Annotated in this window: 22 protein-coding genes, 1 other RNA gene and 1 CRISPR repeat array; of the genes, 14 read left to right on the top strand and 9 right to left on the bottom strand. The window is 30.3% G+C overall.

The features are described 5' to 3' along the window. Nucleotides 1-9: 9 nt before the first annotated feature. From phnC to FVE74_RS10170, 3 genes are all read right to left on the bottom strand, one after another. Nucleotides 10-759: a phosphonate ABC transporter ATP-binding protein gene (gene phnC, locus FVE74_RS10180; RefSeq protein WP_010139318.1), complete on the bottom strand. Its 750-nt coding sequence runs from the start codon at nt 757-759 to the stop codon at nt 10-12. Between the two features lie 96 nt (nt 760-855). Continuing rightward, nucleotides 856-2,409 (bottom strand): hypothetical protein, encoded by a 1,554-nt coding sequence (locus FVE74_RS10175; protein WP_147004413.1) that lies wholly within the window; start codon nt 2,407-2,409, stop codon nt 856-858. A gap of 162 nt (nt 2,410-2,571) precedes the next feature. Next, entirely contained in the window at nt 2,572-3,456 is an 885-nt protein-coding gene (locus FVE74_RS10170) for a peptidyl-prolyl cis-trans isomerase (RefSeq protein ID WP_147004412.1), read from the bottom strand. A gap of 398 nt (nt 3,457-3,854) precedes the next feature. Here FVE74_RS10170 and glmS point away from each other — a divergent pair, with 398 nt between their 5' ends. The 5 genes from glmS to FVE74_RS10145 all read left to right on the top strand — a co-directional run bounded on the left by glmS (nt 3,855) and on the right by FVE74_RS10145 (nt 10,140). Further along, the gene (glmS, locus tag FVE74_RS10165) at nt 3,855-5,684 is read left to right on the top strand and encodes a glutamine--fructose-6-phosphate transaminase (isomerizing) (protein WP_147004411.1); all 1,830 of its coding nucleotides are present in this window, start codon (nt 3,855-3,857) and stop codon (nt 5,682-5,684) included. Between the two features lie 49 nt (nt 5,685-5,733). Next, nucleotides 5,734-6,045, top strand: a complete 312-nt coding sequence (locus tag FVE74_RS10160) for a hypothetical protein (RefSeq protein WP_015770275.1) — start codon at nt 5,734-5,736, stop codon at nt 6,043-6,045. Between the two features lie 309 nt (nt 6,046-6,354). Beyond that, nucleotides 6,355-6,913: a CRISPR direct-repeat array (repeat unit 37 nt; unit sequence GTTAAAATAGAGTATCCATTAAAATAAGGATTGAAAC). 209 nt (nt 6,914-7,122) lie between these two features. Continuing rightward, nucleotides 7,123-7,887, top strand: a complete 765-nt coding sequence (locus FVE74_RS10155; RefSeq protein ID WP_147004410.1) for a site-2 protease family protein — start codon at nt 7,123-7,125, stop codon at nt 7,885-7,887. Nucleotides 7,888-8,000: 113 nt separating this feature from the next. Next, a complete protein-coding gene (locus FVE74_RS10150) occupies nt 8,001-8,882 on the top strand; it encodes a hypothetical protein (protein ID WP_147004409.1) in 882 nt (293 codons plus the stop codon). Between the two features lie 88 nt (nt 8,883-8,970). Then, a complete protein-coding gene (locus FVE74_RS10145; protein WP_147004408.1) occupies nt 8,971-10,140 on the top strand; it encodes a hypothetical protein in 1,170 nt (389 codons plus the stop codon). A gap of 114 nt (nt 10,141-10,254) precedes the next feature. On the opposite strand, the gene FVE74_RS10140 is transcribed toward FVE74_RS10145, so the two are convergent. The 4 genes from FVE74_RS10140 to FVE74_RS10125 all read right to left on the bottom strand — a co-directional run bounded on the left by FVE74_RS10140 (nt 10,255) and on the right by FVE74_RS10125 (nt 12,703). Next, nucleotides 10,255-10,632: a DUF1304 domain-containing protein gene (locus FVE74_RS10140; protein ID WP_010126479.1), complete on the bottom strand. Its 378-nt coding sequence runs from the start codon at nt 10,630-10,632 to the stop codon at nt 10,255-10,257. A 30-nt stretch (nt 10,633-10,662) separates the two neighbouring features. Then, entirely contained in the window at nt 10,663-11,436 is a 774-nt protein-coding gene (gene map / locus FVE74_RS10135; protein WP_147004407.1) for a type I methionyl aminopeptidase, read from the bottom strand. A 78-nt stretch (nt 11,437-11,514) separates the two neighbouring features. Beyond that, on the bottom strand, nt 11,515-12,144 hold the full coding sequence (locus tag FVE74_RS10130; RefSeq protein WP_147004406.1) for an adenylate kinase: 630 nt from the start codon (nt 12,142-12,144) through the stop codon (nt 11,515-11,517). Nucleotides 12,145-12,445: 301 nt separating this feature from the next. Continuing rightward, a complete protein-coding gene (locus FVE74_RS10125) occupies nt 12,446-12,703 on the bottom strand; it encodes a hypothetical protein (RefSeq protein ID WP_147004405.1) in 258 nt (85 codons plus the stop codon). A 220-nt stretch (nt 12,704-12,923) separates the two neighbouring features. Here FVE74_RS10125 and nadN point away from each other — a divergent pair, with 220 nt between their 5' ends. The 7 genes from nadN (at nt 12,924) to tgt (ending at nt 21,769) form a co-directional block, all read left to right on the top strand. Beyond that, nucleotides 12,924-14,714, top strand: a complete 1,791-nt coding sequence (gene nadN, locus FVE74_RS10120; protein WP_147004404.1) for an NAD nucleotidase — start codon at nt 12,924-12,926, stop codon at nt 14,712-14,714. 311 nt (nt 14,715-15,025) lie between these two features. Continuing rightward, a complete protein-coding gene (gene nadA, locus FVE74_RS10115) occupies nt 15,026-15,922 on the top strand; it encodes a quinolinate synthase NadA (protein WP_147004403.1) in 897 nt (298 codons plus the stop codon). 1 nt (nt 15,923) lies between these two features. Next, nucleotides 15,924-17,225, top strand: coding sequence for an L-aspartate oxidase (locus FVE74_RS10110; RefSeq protein ID WP_147004402.1), 1,302 nt, complete (start codon nt 15,924-15,926; stop codon nt 17,223-17,225). Then, nucleotides 17,203-18,057, top strand: a complete 855-nt coding sequence (gene nadC / locus FVE74_RS10105) for a carboxylating nicotinate-nucleotide diphosphorylase (protein ID WP_147004401.1) — start codon at nt 17,203-17,205, stop codon at nt 18,055-18,057. Before FVE74_RS10110 ends, nadC begins: the two co-directional genes overlap by 23 nt. Before the next feature lie 22 nt (nt 18,058-18,079). Then, a complete protein-coding gene (locus FVE74_RS10100) occupies nt 18,080-18,499 on the top strand; it encodes a MazG nucleotide pyrophosphohydrolase domain-containing protein (RefSeq protein ID WP_147004400.1) in 420 nt (139 codons plus the stop codon). A 5-nt stretch (nt 18,500-18,504) separates the two neighbouring features. Beyond that, nucleotides 18,505-20,172, top strand: coding sequence for a bifunctional metallophosphatase/5'-nucleotidase (locus tag FVE74_RS10095; RefSeq protein ID WP_147004399.1), 1,668 nt, complete (start codon nt 18,505-18,507; stop codon nt 20,170-20,172). Nucleotides 20,173-20,587: 415 nt separating this feature from the next. Continuing rightward, entirely contained in the window at nt 20,588-21,769 is a 1,182-nt protein-coding gene (gene tgt / locus FVE74_RS10090) for a tRNA guanosine(34) transglycosylase Tgt (protein ID WP_147004398.1), read from the top strand. Nucleotides 21,770-21,909: 140 nt separating this feature from the next. Here tgt and ssrS read toward each other — a convergent pair. Next, nucleotides 21,910-22,112, bottom strand: a non-coding RNA gene (gene ssrS / locus FVE74_RS10085) — 6S RNA. Between the two features lie 96 nt (nt 22,113-22,208). Then, a complete protein-coding gene (locus FVE74_RS10080) occupies nt 22,209-22,874 on the bottom strand; it encodes a Crp/Fnr family transcriptional regulator (RefSeq protein ID WP_147004397.1) in 666 nt (221 codons plus the stop codon). Nucleotides 22,875-23,119: 245 nt separating this feature from the next. Between FVE74_RS10080 and yqeK the strand changes: the two genes are divergently transcribed. Together yqeK and rnr are read left to right on the top strand one after the other, a co-directional pair. Further along, a complete protein-coding gene (gene yqeK, locus FVE74_RS10075; RefSeq protein WP_147004396.1) occupies nt 23,120-23,695 on the top strand; it encodes a bis(5'-nucleosyl)-tetraphosphatase (symmetrical) YqeK in 576 nt (191 codons plus the stop codon). A 22-nt stretch (nt 23,696-23,717) separates the two neighbouring features. Then, nucleotides 23,718-25,994 carry a ribonuclease R gene (rnr, locus tag FVE74_RS10070; protein WP_147004395.1) on the top strand — a complete coding sequence of 759 codons (2,277 nt, stop codon included), beginning with the start codon at nt 23,718-23,720 and terminating at the stop codon, nt 25,992-25,994. Nucleotides 25,995-26,004: the final 10 nt, after the last annotated feature.

Below are 26,004 nucleotides of genomic sequence, written 5' to 3'. Positions count from 1 at the left end.
ATCCTCCTGTTAATCCAATTCTTCATCTTTATAAATAAATTCAATTATATCATCTGTAAGATATTCTGGCTTATCATCAAAAATTTTCTCACCTTTATTTAAGGCGATAATCCTGTTGGAATATTTTTTTGCAATATCAACTTGGTGAAGATTGACAATGCATGTAATTTTTAGTTCTGTAACAATTTTTTTCAAATAATCCATTATATTTTCGGCAGTTTTGGGGTCAAGTGAAGCGATTGGCTCATCACAGAGAAGCAGTTTCGGCTTTTGCATTATCGCTCTTGCAATTCCCACACGCTGTTTTTGCCCACCTGAAAGTTCGTTACATTTCTGATAGGCATATTTAGTCATGTTTAGCTTTTCTAAAAATTTAAAAGCCTCTTTTTTTTCCTCTTCTGAATAAATCCCCAGTATTCCAGAAAATACCGACTTATATCCAAGCCGCCCATGAAGCACATTTTCAATAACAGTCAGTCTTTCCACAAGATTATAGTTTTGAAAAATCATACCGATTTCACGCCTTACAAGCTCGATTTCTTTTTTCTTCAATTTTTCAATATTCCTATTTTCAAATAAAATCGAACCTTGGGAAATATCAATCATTTTATTAATACTTCTAAGCAATGTCGATTTTCCAGAACCCGATGGTCCAATGATAGAAATAAACTCCCCCTTTTCCACATCGAATGAGACATTTTTTAAGGCAGTTGTTCCATTGTTATATTCCTTTGAAATATTTTTTACACTTAATAACATAAAAAAATTCCTTTCTAAAATTCAAGTTTAGTTTTACTATACAAATAATATTTTAAAAAATAAGGCATATCAGTATCGGTATGCCTATTATAAAATTTATCTGTTTCCAATATTAATTTTATTAGTATTCTGGTTGTTATTTTGCTTCTCTGCATTATTACTGCTGCTATTGGTATTATTGTTATCATTGTTACTATTGTTAGTATTGCTGGAACTTGCATTATTATTTAAAATATTGATTGCTGAACTGTTATTTTGATTGTTACTTTGTGGAGTGTTTTCATTATTAGTTACAGCAGGCTGTTCAACTGCAATAATAGTTCCAAGTGACAGTAAATCCCTTTGTAATTTGTCAAGCTTGTCCTTTTGAGCATAAACAGTATCAATTAATGTTTCAATATTTTTATTGTCTTCCTCATATTTTGTCATAATTTGCTGATAATTGTTATTTCTCAAGTTTTCAATTTTTTGAGTTAGCAATGTTTTTTCTTCATCAGTCAAGACAGTATGATTCAAGTTTTTAAAATTATTATTTTCCATAACAAGTTCTGAAGAAAGTTTTACAGTTTTTCCTGCGATTAGATCATTTTTGGAATATTCAATAAGTGAACCTATTTTATTAGCTGCAAATAAAGTTTTAGAAGTAAAGTTATCTTTGTTATAAGTAATTTCGTAGCCATTATTTTGACCTTTTATTAAAGCCTTTGAATTATTCTGCAATAAAATTTCTCCGCTTACTTGCGAAAAATTTCCATTTAATCCTTTAGCCACAATTTTTCCTTCGTTAATATCCACATCTGAAATTCTAATATTTAAATCTTTTATTTCCTTTACAAGAGCAGTAGCCTTTAAAGCTGTATTTAATGAAGTTTCTAAATCTTTCCCTTTATCTAGGAATATATAAAGATTCATATTTTGAACACTGCTGCTGGAATTATTGTTAAAGTCGTTTAATGAAATTTCCTTTTCAAGTTTAGTCAAATTGTCAGAAACATTTGCAAGGGCAATATCCCTTTCCAGCTCAATTTCAGAAATATTTTTTTCAATATTTTCCTTTTCAGAATTTATAGACTTCACAAGTGGCTTAATTTCATTATTTAATTCTACAATTTTTTGAGCCTTGCTCTTCAAATCAGTAAGTTCTGCATAATTTTTTTTCAAAATATTGGTCTTTTCAATATTTTCTCTCCATTTGCTGTTAATAAGATTATCAGTATTAGTTGTTAAAGATGCAACTTTATCTGTTGTTTCTTTAATAAAGTCAGCAGTTGTTTTATCTGATTTTTCTTGAGCGCTGAGAGAATCTATTTTTTCTGTAAAAGTATCAATTTGAGAATTTTTTTCTTTATAGATGCTTTCTAAATTTACATCTTCCAGCTTTAGATTGGAAATTGTCAATTTTGGCACAAGTTTAAACAGTCCAGTTCGTACTATTCCAACTGTGGCACGTCCTTTTCCAAGATTTTTTCCATTAACTGCAAAATTATCAAAAACCATCTGGCTATTTTTTACAGAATATTTTACATTTTCAAATTCAGAATGTTTAGATCTTGCCATAAATGAGACAATATTGCTTGAAAACATAATACCAAAAAGAAATATGACTAATACTAGCAATACAGCGCTTAGCAAGTATTTTAAAATTTTCACAAAAACCCTCCTTTTAATGTGATTTTTTTATCATTTACAAAGGCAAATAAAATCACGATAATAAAGCATTTATTATTTTATGTTTTCTAACAAGGGGACAAAGCCCCTTGCTTTGTGAAATGCTGTTATTACTGGATTTTTATAACTTTTAATTTTTATATATTATTTAATATTTTTTATTGCATCATCCATATTTGAAAGTTTAAATTCATCAGATACAGATTTCAAATAATTTTGTTGTTCAATTTGTCTTTTTTGATTTCTCATTTGAGTCTTTATAGTTTCCTTAACTTTTTCAAAAGGAATTACACCTTTAGAATTCTTTTCCAATACTCTTACAATATATAGGGCATTGTCAACTTTAACTACACTATTTACAATTTGTCCAGCCGCTACATTTTTAATGGCTGTACCTAAAGCACCTAAACGGCTTTCTGGAATTTCAGAAGTTTCTCCATTTTCAGGAACTCCAGGAATATTTGCGTTGTATTTACGTGCATATGTAGTAAAATTATTAGGATTTGCAAGAACATCCTTTAATACTTGGCTTGCTGTTGCAGAGTCAGTGGCTTTGAAAGCTATGATCTGTAATTTTGCAGTATCTTCCTGAAGAGTGAAGGCAGCAGGGTTTGCATCATAATATTTTTTTGCTTCTTCATCAGTAACATTAACTTTACCATTAACTTCATTAACTAAAGTTAAGCTTGCCAATAATTGCTCTTTTATAACATCTTGATTTTCAGTATATTTTTTATCTTTGTCAAGTTTTTCTTCCTTACCTTTAATTGCAAGTGCTCTATTTAAAGCAATGTTTTTAATAATAGATTGTTTCATTTGCTTAATTTGGTCAGGTGTAAGATCTTTTTGTGAGATACCGCTGGAAAATAAGTTTTTTTCCAATTCGATGTTAACCTCATTTTCATATACTTTTATTTTTTTATCTGATGACTCAAATAATACTTTTCCGCTTTGTCCATTTCCGTTTCCACAAGATAATGCAAATAAGCATAGTGCTGTTAAAATACCCATTTTCAATTTATTATTCATCTTAAAATCCTCCAATTTGTTTTTTTTGTTTAAATTTCTAAATTTATAGTTTTAGTATATCACAACATTACAAACATTTCAAACTAATTAAGTAAAAGTAGAATAATTTTTTTATTTATATTAAAAAATTCGTATATATATTGAAAAAATATAAAAAATTTGTTATAATCTTTTAAACTAGGAAATAAAGATACAAAAAAGCGCCAGCTCTTTAGAAATAATTTATAAAAATAAATTAATGGCTAAAGAAGACGAGGAAAAGGGTTATCGAAGTAATCGGCGGATGCTCTTTAGGTGGTTACAGCCTTAATAATATACAAAAATTTCAAGTAATTGGGATTACAAAATTATTATAGTAACATTTTCTAGTAATTTTATATTATTAAAGGAGAAAAATTATGTGTGGAATTGTAGGTTACATTGGAGCAAAAAATGCTCAGGATTTTGTTATTGACGGGTTGGAAAAGTTAGAGTACAGAGGGTATGATTCGGCTGGAATTGCTGTTAATACTGGAAGTGAAAAGTTTGAGATTGTGAAAAAAGTGGGAAGATTGAAAAATTTGGCTGATGAACTGGAAAAACATCCACTTAAAGGGACAGTTGCGATTGGGCATACAAGATGGGCAACTCACGGAAAGCCATCTGATGAAAATTCGCATCCCCATTTTAATAAGGATAAAACATTAGTTGTTGTTCATAATGGAATTATTGAAAATTATTTAGAGTTAAAAAGAGATTTGATTGCAAAAGGGTATGAGTTTAAGTCAGAAACTGATACAGAAGTTGTGGCACATTTATTGGATGAACTTTATACAGGAGATATTCTTGAAACAGTAAAAAAATTGCTAAAAGTTATAAAAGGTGCCTATGCGCTTGGAATTATGTCTGTTAAGGAGCCTGATAGAATTATTGCGGCTAGAAAGGAAAGTCCGTTAATAGTTGGAATTGGAAAGGGAGAAAACTTTATTGCATCTGATATTCCTGCTATTTTGAAATATACAAGAGATGTTTATTTGATTGAAAATAATGAAATTGTGGAAATAAAAAAAGATTCTGTAAAAATTATGGATATAGATGGAAATGAGATAAAAAGAGATATAACTCATATTGAATGGGATTTGGAAGCTGCTTCTAAAGGTGGATACGAGTACTTTATGGAAAAAGAGATTTTTGAACAGCCAGAAGTCCTTGTGAAAACATTAAACAGCAGAGTTGATGAGAATTATAACATTAATTTTGATGATGCAGGGCTTACAAAGGAATATTTGAGTGGAATCAATGATATTTATATTGTGGCTTGCGGAACTGCTTATCATGCAGGACTTGCTGGAAAGCATATTATTGAGAAAAAAACGAGAATACGTGTAGATGTTGATATTGCTTCTGAATTTAGATATAGAAATCCTGTAATTGATGATAAGGCACTGGTTATAGTGTTAAGCCAGTCTGGAGAAACTTTGGATACGCTTGAAGCTATGAAGGAAGCTAAAAGACATGGTGCAAGAGTTGTTGCCATTACAAATGTGGTAGGATCTTCGGTAGCAAGAGAAGCAGATCATGTTATTTACACTTGGGCAGGACCTGAAATTGCCGTTGCCTCTACAAAGGCATACACTACTCAAATGGTAATTTTAAATTTGATGGCAATTGATTTTGCATATAAATTTGGAAAAATTACAAAAGATGAAGCAGCTGAAGATATAAAAAAATTGTATGAAGTGGAACAAAGTATTCAAAGAATGTTGGAATATGATGAAAAAATCAAAGATGTTGCAGATAAAATCAAGGATAGCGAAAGCATGTTCTACCTTGGGCGTGGACTTGATTATGTAATCGCTGTGGAAGGTGCCCTAAAATCTAAAGAAATCTCGTATATTCATTCAGAAGCCTTTGCTTCAGGGGAATTGAAGCACGGAACTATAGCATTAATTACAGATGGAGTACCAGTTGTTGTAAATGCTACACAATCTGACTTATTTGAAAAATCAGTATCAAACATAAAGGAAGTTACATCAAGGGGAGCTTATGTCATTGCAATTGCAAAAGAAGGAAATACAGTTGTGGAAGAAGTGGCAGATGAAGTATTCTATATTCCAAATGTGGAAGATGATTATGCAGGATTCCCTACAATTGTAATTCATCAGTTATTGGCATACTATTTATCAAAATTAAAGGGAAATGATGTTGATAAACCAAGAAACTTGGCAAAATCAGTAACTGTAGAATAAAAAAGATAGTTATCTAATAATTATAAATAAAAAAATGGAGGAAAAAATTATGAAATTCGACGATTTAAAAAAAGGTGCAGAAGATGCATTGAAAAAAACTGTAGATGGAGCAAAAGACTTGGCTGACAAAGCTGCTGACAAAACAAAGGAAATTGCAGGAAGCGAAGTTGCTCAAAATATAAAAAAAGGAACTGAAGAAGTTTTTGAAAAAACAGTAGAAGGTGCAAAAGACTTGGCTAATAAAGCAGCAAATAACAAAATTGTTAAAGATGTGGAAAAAGGTGCTGAAAAAGCAGTAGATAAAACTGTAGAAGGAGCAAAGGATTTAGCTGGCAAAGTTACTGGAATGTTTAAAAAATAGTTAAAACAAAAATGTAGCAAAAAGAAATTATTTGGAGTATCAATTTTGGTACTCCATTTTTTAAAAAAAATTTTGAAAAATCAAAAAAATGTGGTAAAATAAGTTTGCAGTAAAAATTCCTACCACTACCAAAAATAAAAAAATCAGGGAAAAATCTATTAAAAGCCAGTAAAAATGCAGGCTAGGAGTTACGGAAAATGCCAAAAAAACCGCAAAAAATAACAAAAAATAAGCCAAAAAATGCGATTTTAATATCTGAAAAAATCTCTGTAACACCGATAAATAAAGGGTTTTCTCAAAAATACGGGAGTTAAAATAGAGTATCCATTAAAATAAGGATTGAAACCTGTAAGTTATATGAGATATTGTGAAGAACAAAGAATGACGGTTAAAATAGAGTATCCATTAAAATAAGGATTGAAACTAATTCTCAAACTCCATTATTCTATCGAAGACCGTAAGTTAAAATAGAGTATCCATTAAAACAAGGATTGAAACATCTTTTAGCATCTCTCTGTACTTTCTTGAAATAGTGTTAAAGTAGAATATCCATTAAAACAAGGATTAAAACGAATCATTACTAATAAGAAAAAAGAAATTTCAAAACCGTTAAAATAGAGTATCCATTAAAATAAGGATTGAAACAATTCTCTTAATTCGCTTTCTAATTTTCTGTTTGAATAGTTAAAATAGAGTATCCATTAAAATAAGGATTGAAACCCCATCTTGATGAATCGGAGGATTATTTTTTTCTAAATGTTAAAGTAGAGTATCCATTAAAATAAGGATTGAAACTCAATTATAAATGCCGAAATATCTATATTATATTTCGTTAAAGTAGAGTATCCATCAAAACAAGGGTTAAATTATTCGTTAAAAACAACAACTTTTATATAAGGTTGTTTTTTTTATTTGTAAAAAAAGATTTAAATACTTTAATCCATCAAATTTTTAAAATGTTTTGTTATTTTTGGGAAAATTTGATATAATTTATGCAATAGGAATTGGATTTTGGGTGATGAATTTGAGTAATGAATAAAAAATATTATGTAAAGTCAAATTTGGAAAGGAAATTTTGTGAAAAAATTAAAAGACTATTATGACAGGTTTAAGAATTTGAATCCGCAGTATTCGGGAATAAAATTGGGGATTATTGTTGCAGTTGTTGTTTATTTTATTGCAAGAATTTTTTTTGTGGTGGAAATTTCAAGGGATATGATAATTTCACTTGCTGTTTTTGTAATATCAATGACTTTTCATGAGGTGGCACATGGATATGTGGCTTATAAATTTGGGGATAATACGGCAAAAATGAATGGGAGAATAACTCTGAATCCTTTAAGGCACATTGACTTGACGGGAATACTTTTGCCTATTTTAATACTTTTGAGTGGATTTAAGTTTTTGGTAGGCTGGGCAAAGCCTGTTCCAGTAAATTTTGATAATCTAAGACCGCATCGGCTTGGATTATTTTGTGTTGCGATAGCTGGGATAGTTGTAAACTTTATTATTGCTGCAGTTTCACTTCTTTTATTGAAATATCTTGGAAAACATTTGGATATTGAAAATATCTTTATGACAATTCTGCTTTATACGTATCTAATAAATTTACTGCTTGGTATGTTTAACTTAATACCAATAACACCTTTGGATGGCGGAAGAATAATTTATTCTTTTTCTGGTGAAAAAGTGAGAAAATTTTACAATAAAATCGAAAAATACGGAATTTTAATTATATTTGCAATAGTTTACTTTGGAAGTAGAACTTTAATGAATGGATTTATAGCGATTGTGGAGTTCTTTTTGAAGTTAGCAGGGATTCAGTTAAATTTAATGTTTTAAATTTCAAAAAAATCAAGAAAAAATTTTTAAAAATTAAAAATGTGGGATATACTATAATATATAGTGGATATTAAATGGGATGTTTTTATCAAAATTTTAAGGATGTGGTAAAGATGAGAAAATTATTCTTGATTTTAGGGATATTTTTAATGATGAATTTTGAAATATATGGATTCACACAAAAGGAAAAGATTCAGGAAACGTTGTCAAAACTTGGAGTTAGGCAGGAATTGATTGATGAAACACTTGCGTTGGATTATGAAATACGTGATACGCAATATTTTGAGGAAGATGAGAAAATTATTCGAGAACGTGTGGCAAAACTGGAAAAACTGCTTCAAAAGGATAAGAGAAATTATATTGCAGCACAGGCGCTAATCACTATTTTTGAATCAAAAATAAGTGGAGACTATAAAAAATATCTGGATTTATTTGAAAAATACACACCCTATGAATATACAAAAACTTTTTCAAAAATGATGTATGCCTTGGAACAAGGAAATATGCCTGAATTTGAAAAATACATGGATGAAATTCCTAAAAAATATAGTGATCCTGCGATAATAGCATTGTCAAAAATTTTTGTGGCAAAGGATTTTAATGAAAAGCAGATGTTGACAGAAAAGGTTTTAAAATTGTTAAAGGATGAAGGCGAAAGAAGAAAAATAGGAGTTTCTGATGAGGAATATCATATGATGAAATTGACTTATTATTTAAATAAGATTCGTGGGTTATTTGATAGTGGAGAATTGAAGCAGGCTGTTGCAGAATATTTGGATAATGTTGTAAATGAAGATGTCAGCGATGAAATACGGAATTATAATCTTCGTGCTGAAGTTATACTTTATTTTAATGTTGTAATAATGAATGAGGGAATACAGGAAGTTATGCTTAAAATAAGTAATGGGGCAAAATTGGAAGATACTTGGATTGCTAGGAAGATTCAGGAGGAAACTGAAAAAGATAAGGATTTCTTGGCAAAAATGGTAAATTAATACTGCTTAATAAGGAAATAATAGTTCCTTGCCAGTAAATAAACAAAATATATTTAAATAAAATTTATATAAAAACAGGAGGAAATTTATGAAAAAATTGTTTATATTATTGTCATTGCCATTGTTTTTTAGTTTAAATTCAAAATCACTGGCATATACACGGGCAGAGCTTATACAGGATAGGCTTTCTAAAATTGGGATAAAACAGGATATTATTGATGAAACTATAAAATTTCAATACGATATTAAAGATGAAAAAAATTTTTTTACAGAAGAGGGGAAGGAAAGTGATGATTTTCAAAAACTGAAGGAAATTTATGAAAAAGACGAGAGAAATGAAACATTAGGAGCAACTATTGCTGGTGCGTATATGGTTGGGGAACAGAAGGATTTTAAAAAAGCAAGACAATATATGGACAAAATTTCAAAATATTTGTCAAAATTTGACAGATTATCAAATGAATTGAGTTATTATAAACTAAAGGGCGATGAAAAAAATTCTAAAAAGTATTACAACCTTTTGAAAAGAAGTTATAAGGGAACTCCAGTTATGGATTTGGTTGAAATATTAAATGATAATTTAGAGATGATTTCGTTTCTTAATACATTGGGAGATTATTTAAATGAAGAAGATAACAATATTAATAATGAAGCGAATGATCTTCCAGATGGATTTTTATACGATGAAAAAAATGGGATCATACAAAATAAAGATGAAGATGAAAATGATGATTCTGATGAAGCGGAAAATGATGAAGAGGACAATCAGACTTATTCTGAAAGCATAAAGGAAATCCTTGATGATGGAAAAGAAACATTGAAAAGTCAAAAGGAGGAAGCTGATAAATATCGACGAATAGCAGATTATTTTAAAATTGATAAAAATCAAAAGGAATTTGGTATTCCAGATGACTATGTAAGGGGATTTGAGTTAAAATTTGCAGAAATAGAAATATCTAAAAATATGTTGAATTATGGAGTGGGAAGCGCAGTAAAATATTATTTGGATAACGTTTCAACAAAGGATGTGAGTTATGAAGATGTATATTTTAACGAGCAGTCGGAACTGGCACTTTATCTGTCTATTGCTCAAATGCTCGCAGCTGCTGATGAAAGTGTAATAAACAAATACAGAAAGGAATTTGAAAATACAAGAGTAATTAAACTTTTAGATGAAGTTTTGGAAAATGAAAGAAAAAAAGAGAAGGATAAAATTGAAAATCCTGATAAAAATAGTAAAAAACATATAAAAGGTTAATTTTTAAAATTAGATTTTGTGAATAAACTTGTAGCAGGGGGTTATTAACCCCTTGTTATTATTTGCAAAAAAATACACCTAAAACTTTTCTTCAGTTTAGGTGCATTTATAAAATTATGAAATTATCAATGGCAATAATAATAAAATAAAAGCCATTAATGCAGGTATTCCCTGCAATAAAAAGATTTTTTTTGAAACTGTTACAGAACCGTAGATTGCTGCACAGATAATACAAATCAGGAAGAAAATTGCAATTTGAAATTGAAATTCTCCGCTTTCGGTTAAACTCCACATTAATCCTGAGGCAAGAAAACCGTTGTACAGCCCTTGATTTGCCAGCATTTTTTTTACACGTTCATCTTTTAGAAAGTCTAGTTCCAATCCAAAGTTTTTTTGGATGGATTTGCTTTCGTTCAGGTACATTTCAAGAATTAATATGTAATAATGCTCCATTGCCACGAATAATATTAATATGAATGCCAGTATGCTCAATTTAATTCTCTCCCTTCATTATATTTTTTGTTAATCTCTTACACTTAAAATTACAGGCTTTCCATCAATAATGGCAAAACTGTGTTCATATTGGGCTGAACGTTTTCCATCTTTTGTAACGGCAGTCCACATATCAGGCAATATCTTCACTTTATAAGTTCCAACGTTTACCATTGGCTCAACTGTAATTACCATTCCGTTTTCAATTTTAGCTCCAGTTCCAGCTCTTCCATAATTTGGAATAATTGGATCTTCGTGCATTTCCTTTCCAACTCCGTGTCCTGCAAAATCCCTTACAAGTGAGAATCCAAAACTTTCCACATATTCTTGAATAGCATGCCCAATGTCGCCAATTCTATTTCCAGCATGTGCAGCTTCAATTCCAATAGCTCTTGCCTTTTCAGTAACTTCCATCAATTTTTTAGAAGTTTCATCAATTTCTCCAACAGCATAAGTAATTGCAGAATCTCCAAAATATCCATCAAGCACTGTTACTGTGTCAATTGTCAAAATATCCCCTTCTTTTAAAATTTGCTTTTTGCTAGGAATACCGTGTACCACAACTTCATTTACAGAAATACAAGTTGCAGCTGGATATGGAGGATATGGACTTCCTATGTCATATCCCTTTGTTCCTGGGATTGCCCCTTGGCTTCTAATATAATCTTCTGCTATTTGATCAAGTTCATAAGTGCTTATTCCAGCCTTTACATATTTCGGCAATACATCTTCAAAAAGTCTTGCGATTATTTCATTAGCTTTTTTTATTTTTTTTATTTCATCTAATGTTTTGTAAATTATCATTTCTTCTTCTTCTTCTTTCTAAATTTCTTTTTCTTTTTTTATTTGTTAAAAGTTAATTTTACTAAATAATATTTTTTCTTATTTTTCCAAAATATCAATTATATCTTTTGTGATTTCTTCCAGTTTTTTTGCACCATCTACGCTGTAAACTTTATTTTGCTTTTTGTAAAAATCCAATACTGGCGCTGTTTGTTCGTTATAAACTGCCAATCTTTTTTTAACTGTTTCTTCGTTATCATCTGCTCTTTGTTCCAAATCTTCTGGATTTTCGTCAACTGGCGGATTATATTTTATGTGATAGATTTTACCAGTTTTTTTAGAAACTCTTCTTCCTGTAATTCTTTCGATTATTTCTTCATCACTTACTTCAAGTGCAATTACTTTTTCAATTTCTCTATTTGATTTTGCTAAAATTTTATCAAGTTCTTCAGCCTGAGCCACAGTTCTTGGAAATCCATCCAAAATGAACCCTTTTTTACAGTCATCTTCTTTAAGTCTTGCTTCTACAAGTCCATTTACGATGTTGTCTGAAACCAATTTTCCTTCATCCATCAATTTTTTTGCTTCCAGTCCAAGTGGAGTTTTATTAGCGATTGCCGCTCTTAAAATGTCTCCAGTTGAAATTTGAGGAATTTCATATTTTTTAATTAATTCTTTTGCTTGAGTCCCTTTTCCTGCTCCAGGTGCTCCAAATAATACTATATTCATAATTATATCCGATATTTAAAATATCGCTCCTTTCTAAATTATTTATCTATACTTAATTTTAACATTTTAATAGTTATTTTTCAATTTTCTTTTTTAATTTTTTAAAAAAATAATGAATTTAATTTGGAAATAAAAAATAACCGCTGTCTTTTACAACAACGATTATTTAAAATTATTATTTTTTCTTATAGTAAGAATCTTGCTGTAAAAATAAATCAATTAATAAATAAAATTTTTGTTATATAATTATTTATGCTTAATGTTTACTAAAACAGCTTTCAAAATATCTTACGTTATTAAATTATCTTCTTCTGGCAGCTCTTGCTCTAGCGGCAGCTCTTTGTCTACGTGTAGGTTCTTTTTTCACATATACTACTTTTGAATTTTTCTTTTTAGGAACTTTCACGAAAATGTATCTTCTTCTTACGATTTTACGTGTAGGTTCTTTTTTTACATATACGACTTTGTTATTTCTTCTAGGTGCAGCAAAAGCTGTAAGTGAGATTCCAATAACTCCAAAAATTAGAATCATTTTTTTAATAAGATTTCTGATGTTCATTTTATCATCTTCCCTTCTTTAAAAATTATTTTTTAACAATGAAAAAATTGTCTTTTGAATTATAGCACATGTTTATTAAAAAATATTGTCAAATTTATTTGAAATCTATGTTTAAAAAAAATTATTTTTTTTAGTGATTTTTTTTGAAAATCAAGTTATAATTAAACTGGAAATATAAAATTTGAAAAATAGAAATTATATAATGCAGGAGGTAAAAATTATGAAAAAGTTACTTTTATTAGGTTTAGTATTGGCATTACTGCCAGCGGCAAATTTAGAGGCAAAAACTATTAAAAAAGCAGCTGGGAAAAATTCTCAAAGTACATTTGAGTTAAATGTTGCTCATATTAATGACCATCACTCACATCTGGAAGAAGAAAAAATGCCAATTAAGCTGGATGGAAAAACAGTTACGGTGCATATTGGTGGATTACCTAGAGTAGGACAGGAAATTAAGAATTTTAGGAAAAATAATAAAAATACTCTTGTGGTTCATGCAGGTGATGCTGTGACAGGAACTCTCTATTATACGTTATTTGAGGGGAAAGCAGATGCCGAACTTATGAATGCGATTAATTTTGATGCCTATACTTTGGGAAATCATGAATTTGATGATGGGAATAAATTTTTGAGATCATTTTTGGATGCTTTAAAAATACCAGTAGTTTCATCTAATGTTGTGCCTGATAAGGGAAGCATACTGGAAGGTAAATGGAAGCCTTATATTATAAAAAATATTGGTGGACAAAATGTGGGAATTATTGGGATAGATGTTGTGAAAAAAACGAAGGAGTCTTCTAGTCCAGGAGAAGATATTAAATTTTTAGATGAAGTTGAAACAGCCAAAAAATATGCAAAGGAACTTCAAGATAAGGGAATAAATAAAATAGTGCTGTTATCTCACGCAGGATATGAAAAAAATGTGGAAATTGGGCAAAAAGTTGATGGAATTGACTTGATTATATCAGGAGATACGCATTACTTGCTAGGAAAGGAATTTGAGCAGTTTGGACTAGTTCCTGAAGCTGACAGTTATCCGAAAAAAGTAAATTCACCTAATGGAAATCCTGTCTACATTGCAGAAGCGTGGAATTATTCATATTTGCTTGGTGAAATGAAGGCAAAATTTGATAAGAATGGAGTGATTACAGAACTAACCCCTGCACCAAAACTGCTAATTGGAGATGACTTTTTTGAAGTGAAGGATGCCGATGGTAAAGCTGTTCAGCTTGATGAAAAGGAAAAAAGCAAGATTTTAAATTCAATAAAAAATAATAAAAATATAGTTGCCATAAAAAATGATCCAGCTTTGTCAAAACTTCTGGAAAGATACCAAAAGGAAAAAACAGAACTTGGAAAACGTACAATTGGTAAAATTACTGAAGAAATTCCAGGAGGTTCAGATAACAGAGTGCCAAGCGAACATAATAAAGACGGTTCATTTGCAACAACTCTTGTAGCAGAATCTGTTTTGCATAAATTAAGAAATACAGGGACTGGAAATGTTGATTTTGTAATTGGAAATGCAGGAAATGTAAGAATTACGCTAAATCCTGGAGATTTTTCATACGATTTGGCATATTCATTATTGCCGTTTACTTCAAACACAGTATTTATAACAGATGTTACAGGTGCAGAAGTAAAGCAAATTTTGGAAGATGCGATTGATTATGTATTAAATGGCGGATCAACAGGAGCTTTCCCTTATGGTGCGGGAATTAGATATGAAGCAACAAAGGAAGGGACTCTTGGAACAAGAGTTAAAAAAATAGAAGTATTTGACTTTAAAGCAAATAAATGGATACCAATTGATGCTAAAAAAACTTATATGCTAGCCGTAAATTCGTATATTGCCAAAGGAAAAGACGGATATACAACATTAGGAAAAATCACGGCTCAAAAAAGAGGAAACGATACTCATTTAAGCGATACAAAGATGTTTATTGATTATTTGAAGGAGAAAAAAGAGCTTGGAAAACCAAAATCTACAAATGTAATTTTTAAATATTAAAACTTCTGAATAATTTAGCTTTTTAAGCAGAGGGGGTTGACAGTATTAAAAAATTTTATGAAATATTTTAGGAGCTTTAATCTTAAAAATTATACTGTTTTAGCATAAATAATATATTCTAAATAAAAAAAGGAGAAATGCTACTATATAGATTAATAGCAAAAGAGAATATATTATATGTACCGATAGCTAGTCGGGAATTTACGACTGTGGAGAGCAAAAAAGTATGTTTTGATCAAAAGTATGCTCGATGAAGCAGTAATATTCTAGTGTGTTGACTATATTTTGACACATTTTTGGTAGCAAGAGCAATGAAAGAGAGAATAAAAAAATTACAAAAAGAAAAAGATGTGGCGATTTTAGCTCATTATTATGTAGATGGAGATGTACAGGAGATTGCTGACTATGTTGGAGATTCTTTTTATTTAGCTAAGACTGCGACAAAGCTGAAAAATAAGACAATAATAATGGCAGGAGTATATTTTATGGGTGAAAGTATAAAAATTTTAAATCCAGAAAAAACAGTGTATATGGTTGATATTTATGCTGACTGTCCTATGGCACATATGATAACTATAAAAAAAATAAAAGAAATGAGAGAAAAGTATAGCGATTTGTCGGTAGTATGCTATATAAATTCAACAGCTGAAATTAAAGCACATTGTGATGTCTGTATAACTTCATCCAATGCACTTAAAATTGTAAGTAAATTAAAAGAAAAAAATATCTTCATAGTTCCTGATGGAAATTTAGCCTCATATATTGCAAAACAAGTAAAAAATAAAAATATTATTTTAAATGAAGGTTATTGTTGTGTACATAATTTAGTGCATTTGGAAAATGTAAAGAAATTAAAAGAAGAATATCCCAATGCAAAAGTTTTGGCTCATCCAGAATGTAAGGAAGAAATTTTAAAATTAGCAGACTATATCGGGAGTACAAGCGGAATAATCGCCGAGGCTTTAAAAGAGGGAGATGAATTTATAATTGTAACTGAAAGAGGAATTAGATTTGAAATATATAAGAAAGCTCCTGATAAGAAATTGCATTTTGCAGATACTTTGATATGCAGAAGTATGAAGAAAAATACCTTGGAGAAAATTGAAAAAATTTTGACGGAAGGTGGAGATGAACTGAAAGTTGATGATGAAATAGCTAAAAAAGCTCTAATTCCTTTGGAAAGAATGTTAGAATTGGCAGGGGATTGAAATGAAAGCTGAAAATTACGATGTAGTTATAATTGGTTCTGGAGTTGCAGCATTGATTTGTGCTTTGACATTAGATGACAGTATAAATATATGCTTAATAACAAAAAAGAAACTTAGAGACAGCAATTCTTATCTTGCACAGGGTGGAATATCTGTTTGCAGGGGAAAAGAGGATAGAGAAGACTATATTGAAGATACTTTAATTGCAGGTCATTATAAAAATGACAGAAAAGCAGTCGAAATATTAGTTGATGAATCAGAAGAAGCTGTAAAGACTTTGATTGAAATGGGAGTAAAATTTACAGGTGATAAAAAAGGTCTTTTTTATACAAGAGAAGGAGGACATAGAAAATTTAGAATTTTATATTGTGAAGATCGAACTGGTAAGTACATAATGGAAAGCCTTATAAAAAAAGTTTTGGAAAAAAAGAACATAAAAACAATAGAAAATTGTGAATTTTTAGATATAGTTGAAGAAAATAATACTTGTCTTGGTATTGTAGCCAAAAATAAAGAAATATTTTCCATAAGATCTAAATTCACAGTTTTAGCAACAGGAGGGATAGGCGGAATATATAAGAATACTACAAATTTTTCTCATATAAGAGGAGATGGAATAGCGGCAGCTATCAGACATAATATAGAATTAAAGGATATTTCATATGTTCAAATACATCCAACGACATTTTATACAAAAGATAATGAAAGGAAATTTTTGATTTCGGAATCAGTAAGAGGGGAAGGAGCGGTACTTTTAAATCAGAAATTGCAAAGATTTACAGATGAGTTAAAACCTAGGGATGAAGTTACGAGAGCAATACTGGAAGAAATGAAAAAAGACAAATCTGAATATGAATGGTTGGATTTTAGCACAATAAAATTAGACATTGAAAAAAGATTTCCAAATATTTATAAACAATTAATAAAAAAAGATATAAATGTATTGAAAGATAAAGTTCCAGTAGTTCCTGCTCAGCATTATACAATGGGAGGAATCAAGGTTAATATGGATTCAAAAACTTCAATGAAAAATTTGTATGCTGTTGGTGAAGTTGCCTGTACGGGTGTTCATGGGCAAAACAGGCTTGCAAGCAACTCGTTATTAGAAAGTGTTGTGTTTGGAAAAAGAGCAGCCCATTCGATTAATGTTGAAAATAACGTCTCTAATTATAATAATGTGACAGTAGATAATGCATTTAAAAATATTGAAAAAGAAGTTTTTGAAATAGAAAATAAAATAAAAGAAAATAAAAATATTATAGAGCAAAGGATAAAAGAAGATGAGTTTGAGAAAAATAGATAAATTTCAAATGGATAATTCAATCAAATTAGCATTAAAAGAGGATATTACTTCAGAAGATGTAAGTACAAATGCAATTTATAAGGATGATAGACTGGCGGAAATTTCTTTATATTCCAAGGGAGAAGGTATTTTGGCGGGACTTGATGTATTTAGAAGAGTTTTTGAGTTAAATGGTTCTCCTGTTTTTACTGAATATAAAAAGGATGGGGATGAAGTTTTTAAAAAAGATCTGATACTAAAGATAAGAGATGATGTAAAAGCATTGCTTTCTTCTGAAAGAGTAGCTTTAAATTATTTGCAAAGAATGAGTGGAATTGCAACTTATACAAAAAAAATGATAGAAGCACTGGACGATAAGAATATATATTTACTAGATACAAGAAAAACTGTTCCGAATATGAGAATATTTGAAAAGTACGCAGTTGTAGCTGGTGGAGGGTATAACCACAGATATAATCTTTCTGATGCGATAATGTTAAAAGACAATCATATAAGTGCCGCTGGTTCAATAACAAAAGCTATAAAACTTGCTAGAGAATATTCTCCTTTTATTAAAAAAATTGAAATAGAAGTTGAAGATTTAGAAGGGGTAGAAGAGGCAGTTAGAGCTGGAGCAGATATAATTATGCTTGACAATATGGATATAGAAACTATCAAAAAGGCCATAAAAGTTATAGGAAAGAAAGCTATAATAGAATGTTCTGGAAATATAGACATTAATAATATAAATCGCTTTAAAGGATTGGAGATTGATTATGTTTCAAGTGGAGCTATAACACATTCAGCTAAAATTTTAGATTTAAGTCTAAAAAATTTGAGGTATATAGAATAAGAAAGAAAGGGGATAAATTTTTATGAAACGTAATGCTGAAGATATGACGCTTAAGGAAGTCCAGTATCTGATTAAAAGAATAGAAAAAGGAACTTTGGATGAAAGCAGGGATAAGGAAAATTTACAGCAAAAAAGAGAAAATGGACAAAGATTAGTTTTAAAATTAATTGAAGAGTTTGGGGAACTGGCTGAAAATATTAGGAAAAATGTGAGATTTGATGGGGAAAATATAAAAGGGACAATTGAAGAGGAAGTGTTTGATGTTTTTTACTATGTTATTGCGATTGCGAATGACTATGGGATTGATTTGGAAAAAATCTTTTACATAAAAGATGAATTGAATAAAGTGAAATATGGAAGGGAATTTTCAATTTATGAAGCTCGGGAAAAATGGAAAAATATGATGGAAAATAAAAAAAATAAAAAAGAAGAGGGAAAATAAAAATTATGTCAATGAAAAATATTGATGCTTGCTTAGGAAAAAAAGAAAATAAAAGGGAAGTGAATATAAAAATACTTGGAACGAGTGATGTGCATGGAAGAGTGTTGGCTTGGAACTATGGAGCAGATGAGGAAGACAGGTCAGGTTCTTATGCACAGATTTCAACATTGGTAAAAAAAATTAGGAAAGAAAATAAAAATGTGATTTTAGTGGAAGTTGGGGATGCGATACAGGATAACTGGATAGAAAAATTTGCGATGGTTCCAAAGCATCCTGTACCACAAATTTTAAATTACATGGGATATGATGTCTTTGTACCTGGAAATCACGAATTTAACTTTGGAATGCCAACTTTGTCAAATATTTTAAGGGATATGAAATTTAATAAATTGGCAGCTAATTTATATTACAATGAAAATGCCGAAAATGACACTAATTTTTCAAAAAATAAAAAAAGATATTTAAATGCTTCTGTAATCATTGAAAGAGATGGCATAAAAATAGGAGTTATTGGATTGTCAACTCCAATGTCGGCACAGTTTGAAGAAGATACAGGCTACTTGAAGGATTTTTACTTTGTATCGCCTATAAATGAAACTAGAAGGCAAATAGAAAAATTAAAATCTGAAGGGGCAAATGCGATTGTCGTAGTGGCTCACATGGGAATTGAAAACGAAAATAACATTCCAGAAACTGGAGTAAGGGATTTGGCAAATGCTGTATCTGAAATAGATGTAATTGTTGCAGGGCACATGCATCAGAATGTTCCAAAGGAAATAATTAACGGTGTTTTAATTACAGAGCCTCATAGATACGGCACTTTTGTTTCAGAAGTCGATTTAAAATTTGAAATTGAAAATGGAAAAATCAGTTTAATAAGCAAGGATTCGACAACTGTTCCTGTAAAAGATGAGGAGCCTGATCCAGAAATAGAAAAAATTTACAAGCCTTTTCATAACAGACTTTGTAAAATTGCAAATGAAAAAGTGGGAGAAACTTTAAATGATATGGTGCCAAAAGGGAAATTTCACGGTGTGTCGGCAGCTTTTGCCAAAGATACTGGGCTGTCTTCGTTTATAACGGATGTAGAACTTTATTACAGTGGGGCAGACGTGGTTTCATTTGCATATAATTATGAAAATGTAAGGCTTAATAAGGGGGAAATTAGGAGAAAAGACATAGTTTACAATTACAGATATGCAGGCGGAGATGTTACAATTTATAAAATGACAGGAAAGCAGCTGAAAGATTATATGGAATGGGCTGCTGACTATTTTGACACGATACAGCCTGGAGATACGGAATATCGGTATAATGATGAACGTGCTGGAAGAAAATATGTGACTTTTGATATTTTTGGTGGAGTGAAGTATAAAATTGACTTGAGAAATGAGAAAGGTAAAAAAATTACCAATTTAATGCTTGTAAATGGAAAAAAGATAACTTCTGAAATGGAACTTAAAGTTGGAATGAATGCTTACAGATTTGAGCAGCTGGCAAGAAAGGGCGGAATTTTTGATGGGCAGGAAATTCCAGTGTTATGGGCATCTAAGGAGGCAATTGGGGAAATTGATGGAACTATTCAAAATATGATGATTGATTATATAAAAAATGTGAAAAATGGCATAATAGAAGGGAAAAGTCATAATAATTGGGAAATTATAGGGCTGTAATGATTTTTTGAAAGTTATATATAAAAATATAAAAAAATTTCTGATAAAAATATGAGAAATTAAAATATTATACTATAGTAAAACTGCTTTAAAACCAGACTCAAAAGTTATGACTATTTTACTCAAGCCCTAAATTTATATAATTTTTAGTAGTTTAATTTTAAATAGGTTTGAGTGTAAATTATGTTTTATAAAATTTACAAATTAATAATAAAAAATAATAGTCGATTGTAAAAGTAACAGCATAGAAAATCAACTAAATACAGTTTTTCTGTCTAAAATATAAAAATTTTATTGCAAAAACACTAGAAAAAAATAATGGAAATTAAAGCTGTAAAATCATTGTGATTATTAGAAATTTAGACTTTTATAAATGATTGAATAAAAAAAATAAATTTAGGAGAAAAAACAAATAATGAGCATAGAAAAGGAAAATCAGGATTTTAACAATCCAATAAAATATAAATTGGAAAAAAGTGATGGAAATGCACGTGCGGGAGTTATAACAACTCCACATGGAGAAATAAAAACTCCAGTATTTATGCCAGTTGGAACACAGGCAACTGTGAAGGCTATGACTAAGGAGGAACTGGAAGAAATTAATTCTCAAATTATTCTTGGGAATACGTATCATTTGTATTTGCGTCCAGGAGATGAATTAGTAAATGATTTTGGCGGGCTTCACGGATTTATGAGATGGGATAGACCGATATTAACTGATAGTGGCGGATTTCAGGTATTTAGTCTGGGAGATTTGAGAAAAATAAAGGAAGAAGGTGTTTATTTCTGTTCGCATCTGGATGGATCAAAGCACTTTTTATCGCCTGAAAAATCTATTTCAATTCAAAATAATTTGGGAAGCGATATTATGATGGTGCTGGATGAATGCCCGCCAGGATTATCAACACGTGAATATTTGATTCCGTCTATTGAAAGAACCTCAAGATGGGCAAAACGTTGTATTGAAGCAAATAGAAATAAGGACAGGCAGGGTCTTTTTGCAATTGTCCAAGGTGGAATTTATGAGGATTTGCGGGATAAAAGCCTTGAAGAATTGTATGAGGCTGACTATGGATTTGCGGGATATGCTTTAGGAGGGCTTGCAGTTGGAGAGCCACGTGAGGATATGTATAGGATTTTAAAATATATTACGCCCAAATTGCCTGAAAATAAACCACGATATTTAATGGGAGTTGGAGAGCCAGCAGATATGCTTGAGGCTGTGGAACATGGAATTGATATGATGGATTGCGTTCAGCCTACAAGAATTGGAAGACACGGGACTGTTTTTACAAAATATGGAAGACTTGTCATTAAAAATGCTGTTTACTCAAGAGATGACAGACCTCTGGATGAAGATTGCGACTGTTATGCCTGCAGAAATTATACGAGGGCATATATTAGGCATTTATTCAAGGCTGGAGAAATTTTGGGGCAAAGGCTTGCAACATATCATAATTTGCATTTTTTGCTGAAACTTATGGATAATGCACGTGAGGCGATTATTGATGGAAGATTTAAAGAATATAAGGAAGAAGTGCTGAAAAATTATGCAATGGGGAAGGAAAGTGATTGGATAAAGCCAAAGTCAATATAAAATAAAAAAACTGCAGGGGATAAAAACCTTGCAATTTTTTTAAAATTTTATATGGAATAAAGAGATTTTTATGAAATAATTTGAAAGAGCAGAAAGAATAACCGATATTTTGCTCGCAATAACTTTAATATTTTAAATAAAAAAAATCCGATCTACCGTTCTAACTTAATTTTTGGTTGCCTGCAAAATGTTACAGGTGGTAGTCATATTTATAAATTGTACAGAATCCGTACAAAACTTAAAGTAGTCGTGATTTTCCTGAGACAATTTATAAAGGGATAACCCCATTAAAAAAGAGTAAAGCCCAAAAATTCGGTGTTAGTGGCGTATAGACCAGAAATATTATACATATTTGAATTTCTTATTTAAGCAAAAATATTTATTGCTTTTCACTTCTTCAATATTATAACTGTTATACGAAAAAATGTCAAACATTCTTTTAAAAAAAGTTGGAAAAATTTATAAGATAAACGTTATTTTCTATTTTTTTTAAAATTTTTCTTTTGCATAAACTTGAAATTTCCCTTGATAAGGCGGGCCTTGTTACTTCAAATTTTTTTGCTAGAGCTGAAATACTGGGCAAAAACTTTATTTTATCATCTTGAGCATTTTCTTTTATATAGCTAAGAATCTTTTCTTCAATTGTCTTATGTGTAAAATTAAACCAGATACGTTTTGACAAATATTGGCTTTTATTTGAAATTTCCCTTATAAAGTTAAGTAAAAGCCTTTTATCTGACTGGATTAGATCCAGATATTTTTCCTTATCCAAAAAAAGAAATTCAGAATTTTCCAAAGCTATCAAATCAACAGGGAAAACATTATTTTTTCCGAATAAAAATGCAGAAGCCAGCACTTCACCAGCCTTCATTTGATTTATAACAATTGTATCTCCGTTAAATTTCTGCATTTCTCCACGTGCTGTGCCTTTTACAATAATAATAATTTTTTTTAAAATATCTCCACGAAAAAATACAATTTCATTCTTTTTATATTCTTTTATTTTAAAGTCAACTTCTGTTAGATATTTTGCGATTTTATCAGGGTTTAATCCTTTAAACAGTGAAACTTTTGTCAAAAAAAGTGACAGATCTTCTATTTTCATTTTTTACCTTCTGTTATTTTAAATTTTTTTAGTTTGTATATAAAATATTTTGTATATATTATCATTTTTGATTTATGATTTCAAGAAAAATTTTAAAGAAAAATAAGTTGTCTGGGTTTTATTTTTGTGGTAACATATAAATGAAATATAAAATATAATATATTTGAATCGAATTGGAAAATTGAATAATTTTTGGATTTAAGTATAATTTTTGAAAATATTATTTATGTAAAGGGGAAATTAAAATGAATATGGAAGTAATTAAAGCAAATGTAAGAAATTTTTTAGATGAAAAAAGATATGAACACGTGAAAAGAGTGGCAAAATGTGCTGTGGAACTGGCAAGAATTTATGGAGTTCCTGTGGAAAAAGTGGAAGCTTCAGCTTGGCTTCACGATGTGGCAAAATTTTTTAATTTGTCGGTTATGATTGACTTGACAAGAGGGAAATATCCTGAAGTGGCGGATAAGATGTCACAATCTACGGCTGTGCTGCATGGATTTGCAGGGGCTGAATTTGTACGGCAAAATTATGACTTGTTTGGAGTTGATGATGAGGAAATTCTGGATGGGATTAAATATCATACTATTGGGTGTGAAAATATGAGTACACTTGCGAAAATTATTTATCTTGCTGATGCGATAGAGGAAAAGAGAAGCTGGGAAGGTGTGGAAAAGGCTAGAGAATTGGCAAAAACAGATTTAGACGAGGCAATAAAATTTGAAATTGAGGAAAAATTAAAATATTTGCTTGCGAAGGATTCTATCATTCATCCAAATGTTATAAAATTTAGAAATTCGATAATAGCTAATAAAATTTAGAATAAAAAAATAGAGGTAAAATATGGGAAATAAAAAAAAGAAAGAAAGACATAGAAATATTGAAAATAGTGATAAAGATTTTCATAAGGAAAAAAGATTTGGCAAAAAAAATTATAATCCTAAAAAGGAAAATCAGAAAACTCCCAAAATGGAACTTAAAGAAGAACGGGAATTGAAATATTTAAAGCAAGTTCTGTCAGAATATGAATTTACTTTTCAGGAAATATTGCAGCTTTTGGAATGGAGCCAGAAAAAACGGAAAATGTATAAGCAGCTTTTAAATGCTTGGGAAGAAAGCGGAGAAATTTATTTGAAAAGAAATGGGAAATATACTTTGCCTGAAAAGGAAGGATTTGTAAAAGGTGAAATTTCTATTTCCAGCGGGAATTTTGGATTTCTTGATATTAATGGGCAGGCTAGCGTCTTTATTCCTGGAACTTATTTAAATACGGCTATGAATGGAGATACTGTTTTAGTTCGTATTTTAAAGGAAAGTTCAGATAATAAGAAGCGGGAAGGTGAAGTTTATAAAGTCATAAAAAGAAATCGGGATGTTATTGTCGGAATTTTTGAACATAACTTGAGCTTTGGATTTGTACGTCCAAGAAATTCTCCAAAGGATATCTATATTCCAAAAAAATTAATAAGAGGGGCTAAAACTGGAGATTTAGTGGCTGTAAAAGTAGATTTCTGGGGAGATGAGGAAAGAAAGCCTGAAGGCGGGATTGTGAGCATTTTAGGAAGTCCTAAGGATACAGAAGCACTTATTTCATCACTGCTTTTAAATGAGGGAATTGAGGAGAAATTTCCAAATGAAGTTTTGCAGGAATTGGATAAAATAGATGAGGATTTTTCAGATGAACTTGAAAATCGTAAGGATTTACGGCATCTTGACATTATCACAATTGACGGCTCTGATGCAAAGGATTTAGATGATGCAGTTTATGTGGAAAAAACGGAAGACGGATATAAACTTTTTGTAAGCATTGCCGATGTTTCCTGTTATGTAAAGGAAAATACCGAACTTGATACAGAAGCATTAAAACGTGGAAATTCAATTTATCTTGTAGACAGGGTAATTCCTATGCTGCCAAGAAAATTGTCAAATAATTTATGTTCGCTTAATCCAAATGAAGATAAGCTGACTTTTACTGTGGAAATGGATTTGGATAAAAGGGGTAAAGTTATAAAAAATGATTTTTATAAATCAGTTATAAAATCAAAATACAGAATGACTTACGAAAATGTAAATATAATTTTGGAAAAAAATGAAGAATCAGAAGAATACAGAAATCTTTACGACAAATATAGAAAAATTGATGAAATGTTAAAAAATATGCTGGAACTTTCTAAAATCATCAGAAGCAATAAAAAAAGACGTGGGAGCATTGATTTTGAATTGCCTGAGATAAAGGTAGTCTTGGATGAAAATAAGGCCGTGAAGGATATTGTATTACGTTCCAGAGGGGAAGCAGAAAGAATCATTGAAGACTTTATGGTTATTGCAAACGAAACTGTGGCGGAAAAACTTTTCTGGGAGGAAATTCCTGCGATTTACAGGGTTCACGAAGATCCTGACAAGGCGAAAGTTCAGGCATTGAATGAAACTTTGATAAAATTTGGATATTCTCTGAAGGGATTGGAGGAAATTCATCCTGGAAAATTCCAGAATATTATTGAAAGAACGACAGGACTGCCAGAAGGCTACCTAATTCATAAATTAATTTTACGGGCAATGCAGCGTGCAAGATATGCCAATAAGAATTTAGGGCATTTTGGACTGGCTTCAAAATATTATTTGCACTTTACATCACCAATTCGGAGATATTCTGATTTAATCGTTCACAGAATGTTGGGACGTTCAATTGAAAAATTTATGAGCGAAAAGGAAAAGGCAAAATATGGTGCTAATTTTGAAGCGATTGCCTCAAGTATTTCAAGAACTGAGCGAGTGGCGGACAAACTGGAAGAAGATAGCGTAAAAATCAAGTTAATTGAGTATATGCAGGATAAAATTGGACAGGTTTATGTTGCCAGACTTAGCGGAATGAATAAAAATAAAATATTTATGGAGCTGGAAAATCACGTAGAAGTGGTCTACAATGTTACAACAGCACGTGATAACTTCATTTACGATGAGGAAAACTTTAAAATTGTGGATAAAAGAAATAATGAATCCTACACTATGGGAAGTACAATGAAAGTGAGCATTGTAAGTGCAAGTTATGCTAAAATGGAAATTGAGGTCATACCTTATGTAGAAGAAAAAGTAAAGATTGAGGAAATGGAAGAAGAATAAAAGAAAACAT

This window comes from Leptotrichia wadei, from assembly GCF_007990445.1.
GTDB classification, from domain to species: domain Bacteria; phylum Fusobacteriota; class Fusobacteriia; order Fusobacteriales; family Leptotrichiaceae; genus Leptotrichia; species Leptotrichia wadei_A.
This window is presented reverse-complemented; position numbering and strand designations above follow the sequence as displayed.

Excerpts from the sequence above, each read along its gene's own strand:
- phnC (WP_010139318.1), bottom strand. The coding sequence starts at position 759 with ATGTTATTAAGTGTAAAAAATATTTCAAAGGAATATAACAATGGAACA.
- FVE74_RS10170 (WP_147004412.1), bottom strand. The coding sequence starts at position 3,456 with ATGAATAATAAATTGAAAATGGGTATTTTAACAGCACTATGCTTATTT.
- glmS (WP_147004411.1), top strand. The coding sequence starts at position 3,855 with ATGTGTGGAATTGTAGGTTACATTGGAGCAAAAAATGCTCAGGATTTT.
- FVE74_RS10160 (WP_015770275.1), top strand. The coding sequence starts at position 5,734 with ATGAAATTCGACGATTTAAAAAAAGGTGCAGAAGATGCATTGAAAAAA.
- FVE74_RS10150 (WP_147004409.1), top strand. The coding sequence starts at position 8,001 with ATGAGAAAATTATTCTTGATTTTAGGGATATTTTTAATGATGAATTTT.
- FVE74_RS10145 (WP_147004408.1), top strand. The coding sequence starts at position 8,971 with ATGAAAAAATTGTTTATATTATTGTCATTGCCATTGTTTTTTAGTTTA.
- map (WP_147004407.1), bottom strand. The coding sequence starts at position 11,436 with ATGATAATTTACAAAACATTAGATGAAATAAAAAAAATAAAAAAAGCT.
- FVE74_RS10130 (WP_147004406.1), bottom strand. The coding sequence starts at position 12,144 with ATGAATATAGTATTATTTGGAGCACCTGGAGCAGGAAAAGGGACTCAA.
- FVE74_RS10125 (WP_147004405.1), bottom strand. The coding sequence starts at position 12,703 with ATGAACATCAGAAATCTTATTAAAAAAATGATTCTAATTTTTGGAGTT.
- nadN (WP_147004404.1), top strand. The coding sequence starts at position 12,924 with ATGAAAAAGTTACTTTTATTAGGTTTAGTATTGGCATTACTGCCAGCG.
- nadA (WP_147004403.1), top strand. The coding sequence starts at position 15,026 with ATGAAAGAGAGAATAAAAAAATTACAAAAAGAAAAAGATGTGGCGATT.
- FVE74_RS10110 (WP_147004402.1), top strand. The coding sequence starts at position 15,924 with ATGAAAGCTGAAAATTACGATGTAGTTATAATTGGTTCTGGAGTTGCA.
- nadC (WP_147004401.1), top strand. The coding sequence starts at position 17,203 with ATGAGTTTGAGAAAAATAGATAAATTTCAAATGGATAATTCAATCAAA.
- FVE74_RS10100 (WP_147004400.1), top strand. The coding sequence starts at position 18,080 with ATGAAACGTAATGCTGAAGATATGACGCTTAAGGAAGTCCAGTATCTG.
- FVE74_RS10095 (WP_147004399.1), top strand. The coding sequence starts at position 18,505 with ATGTCAATGAAAAATATTGATGCTTGCTTAGGAAAAAAAGAAAATAAA.
- tgt (WP_147004398.1), top strand. The coding sequence starts at position 20,588 with ATGAGCATAGAAAAGGAAAATCAGGATTTTAACAATCCAATAAAATAT.
- FVE74_RS10080 (WP_147004397.1), bottom strand. The coding sequence starts at position 22,874 with ATGAAAATAGAAGATCTGTCACTTTTTTTGACAAAAGTTTCACTGTTT.
- yqeK (WP_147004396.1), top strand. The coding sequence starts at position 23,120 with ATGAATATGGAAGTAATTAAAGCAAATGTAAGAAATTTTTTAGATGAA.
- rnr (WP_147004395.1), top strand. The coding sequence starts at position 23,718 with ATGGGAAATAAAAAAAAGAAAGAAAGACATAGAAATATTGAAAATAGT.